The sequence below is a fragment of the Nostoc cf. edaphicum LEGE 07299 genome (genome assembly GCF_015207245.1).
GTDB lineage: Bacteria > Cyanobacteriota > Cyanobacteriia > Cyanobacteriales > Nostocaceae > Nostoc > Nostoc edaphicum_B.
On the sequence record NZ_JADEXF010000715.1, the window covers coordinates 1 to 3348 of the forward strand.

The window sequence follows — 3348 nt, forward strand, 5'->3', positions numbered from 1 at the left end:
ACATTCACTATTCTCAAGCTTTTCATAATTTTTTTGTTTGATACGGTAAATCCAACCTATGGCTGTACGGTTTACCCAACTACTTTTAGATTCTTCTTTTATTAAATTACTTACTAGAGAGAAGAAACAAAGCAAATAAAGCTCCTCTCTAAAAAATACCTCTAAAACTTTGTTTGATTACCCAAGATTGAATTAGAAAGTTAAGGAGAGATTAAAATATGGCACTCATTCGTTGGGAACCATTCCGTGAAATGGAAATTCTGCGTCGTCAAATGGATCAATTATTCTCTGAGCTTACAGTAGCCGAGCATGGCAACTCCGATATTTCTGGATCAGCAAGAACAGCGTGGGTTCCTGCGGTTGAATTACATGATAATGGTTCAGAGTTGCTATTAAGAGTTGAGATTCCAGGCGTGGAAGCTAAAGACCTCGATGTTCAAGTTACTCAAGATGCAGTTTCGATAGCTGGTGAGCATCGTTATGAAAAACATTCCCAATCTAACGCCAAAGTTCATTCTGAATTCCGGTATGGTAATTTCACTAGAGTAATACCTCTGCCAACCAAAGTTCAGAATCAACAAGTTAAGGCAGACTTGAAAGATGGGATTTTAATTTTGAATTTACCTAAACTGGAGCAAGAGCAGAAGAAGGTATTCAAAGTGAATTTAGGCCAATCTCAAAGTGCTACAACTTCTATAGAAGCTGGCAATGGTAACACACAACCCAACATAACATCACAGCAAAGTGTTCCAACTGCTTGAGAAGATGTTGTATTTTCTCAATCCATGATTCTTATATCTCTGAAATAGATAAATTTTGATAGAAACCCCAGCAAATGAGTTTAGCTGGGGTTTTTCTTTTTTTATTTAGCACTGTTTCAGTAAATTCAGGGTGAGCGTGCTATTCCTCTTGCACATCAACCCAGATACTACCTTCTTCAACACGAATCGGAAATACTGGCAATGCTTTTTGTTGTGAAACCAACGAGAGTACCTTACCTACACCAGGTGGCCAGGCACACCATCCTTGTACCTCACCAGTCCGCAGGTCAAAAGCACTGCGATGGAAGGTACAAACTATTGCCCCACTTTCAGTGATTTTCCCACTTTTCAACGGTAATTTTAAGTGGGGACAGTTGTTATCTACGGCATAAAGCTGATTTTCGTGATTCAAAAGCAAAATTTTCCGGTTGCCAACTTTCACCACTTCTCGCGTACCTGGGGAAAGTGCATCGGCTGCAAGAACTTTAGTCCAACTCATTAGGTTCTCCTCTTTTAATATATCTGCTTTCAGTTTCCCGCAATAGTGACCAGTGCGATCGCCTTTCAGTACCGGAGAGTCGAGAATGCCTACGACGGGCTTTGTCTACGCTGGTGAAATACCAAAGCTATAAAATTTTACATTAAATACCATTTTTATACTGAACAAACTTATTTCTGGGTAAACTAAATAAAGCATTTAATGTCTATGTATTGCAAGGCTTGTAGCTGATAACAAACAATTCTAAGGGATATAAAAAAATGATTAAGACAAGTTACGAATTTGACCAGTCTATCCTCACCGCAGGATCTTCATTAAAGACTGATATTCTGCTACGTTTTCGTGCTGACATAGCTAAATCTCCTCGACGTAACCTTAACCTTTCGCTTGTAATTGACCGTTCCGGCTCCATGGCAGGCGCTCCCTTGCATCACGCACTCAAAGCCGCTGAGTCTGTGGTAGACCAACTTGAGCCTTATGACATTCTCTCAGTAGTTGTTTACGATGATGAAGTGGACAGTGTTGTGCCACCCCAGTCTGTGACTAACAAAGCCGCCCTGAAAAATTCCATCCGCAAGGTGAGAGCAGGTGGTATTACCAACTTATCGGGGGGATGGCTTAAAGGCTGCGAACACGTGAAAACGCGACTCGATCCGCAAAAAATCAATCGTGTTCTCCTGCTTACCGATGGTCACGCCAATATGGGCATTCAAGACCCCAAAATCCTGACGGCGACAGCAGGGCAAAAAGCAGAGGAAGGCATTATCACAACTACGTTAGGTTTTGCTCAGGGTTTCAATGAAGATTTGTTGATTGGAATGGCAAGAGCCGCCACGGGCAACTTCTACTTTATTCAGAGCATCGATGAAGCAACTGAAGTGTTTAGTATTGAGCTAGACAGTCTGAGAGCAGTAGTGGGACAGAACCTCAAGGTGACGCTTGAATTGGCTGATGGTGTCAGCCTGGTTGATACTTTAAGTCTGGCTAAAGTTAGCCAGAATGACGCTGGTCAAGCTGTCATCACCTTGGGAGAGCTTTACGAGGGCGAAGACAAACTTCTCGGTTTGAGTCTGGGGATATCAAGCGCTCAAGTTGGTGATTTACCTGTGATGAAACTGCATTACAGCGCCGATGTTGTGCAAGATGACCGCATTCAAAGCGTTTCAGGTACAGTCGATGTCGTCACCAAAGTTGGCACTGTTGAGGAAGCCGCTTTTGCTGCTACAAGCCATATCATTCTGGAACTGAGTCGCCTTACCATTGCTAAGGCCAAAGAGACTAGCCTTAATCTCGCTGAACATGGCAAGCATCAGGAAGCTGAACAAACCCTGCGATCGCTTGTGAAAGATTTGCGAGATAAAGGGTTGAATGAGAATTTTGAAATTGCTGAAGAAATCGATCAGCTTGAATATTTCGCCGGTCGGATCGCTCAAAAAGCTTTAGGCAATGCCGGACGGAAAGAGATGCGGGATCAGACTTACCAAACGATGACGCGCAATCGCAGCGATTTGGTGGGTCGTGGTGTGACTGCTGGCGATGAAGTGTACGCGATGCCGATTGTGAATGAAGTCGGTTCAGGTGTTGAATTGCACTGCGTTCGTGAAGGGGGTAAACTGCGGGTCAAGGTCATGTCCGAAGGCTATGATTTAACCAAGAACATCCAGTTTCCCCGTGCCATTCGTGCCGAAGGGGCACGCTATGTCGTTGAAGGACTGGAACTCTCAAGCGATCGCACTTTCTATCGGGTACGTGGTAAGATTACCCGTTTTGCTCAACCCGGTGAAACAGATATCTTTGTTGCCCCTAGACAATCCAATCGAGCTAACACAGGTAAAGCTTCCAAAGGCCCTGCCAGTGCTGCCGATCTTCCCACAACTGACAGTGTAGGGGACAGCATTTTAGTTCAGTGTGTCAAAGATGGCAGCAAACTACGTGCTAGGGTGGTTTCCGATGGATATGAACCGGATTGGAATATGCGTTTTCCGCGATCGGTGCGCGAGGAAGGAATGCTTTACGTCGTTGATGAAGTCAAAACCGCACCCGATGGCAAATCTTATATTGCCTGTGGTGAAATTAAGCGATTTGTGC

3 protein-coding genes are annotated in these 3348 nt (G+C 43.9%); 2 read left to right on the forward strand and 1 reads right to left on the reverse strand.

Annotated features, from left to right (window positions below):
* The first annotated feature begins 218 nt into the window (after nucleotides 1-218).
* Nucleotides 219-761 carry an Hsp20/alpha crystallin family protein gene (locus tag IQ229_RS19415; protein ID WP_194046552.1) on the forward strand — a complete coding sequence of 181 codons (543 nt, stop codon included), beginning with the start codon at nucleotides 219-221 and terminating at the stop codon, nucleotides 759-761.
* Nucleotides 762-900: 139 nt separating this feature from the next.
* Here IQ229_RS19415 and IQ229_RS19420 read toward each other — a convergent pair whose 3' ends face one another.
* Entirely contained in the window at nucleotides 901-1260 is a 360-nt protein-coding gene (locus tag IQ229_RS19420) for a Rieske (2Fe-2S) protein (protein ID WP_194046554.1), read from the reverse strand.
* A gap of 260 nt (nucleotides 1261-1520) precedes the next feature.
* Between IQ229_RS19420 and IQ229_RS19425 the strand changes: the two genes are divergently transcribed.
* Nucleotides 1521-3348 (forward strand): vWA domain-containing protein (locus IQ229_RS19425; RefSeq protein ID WP_194046556.1); only part of this gene is annotated, 1828 nt, incomplete at its 3' end.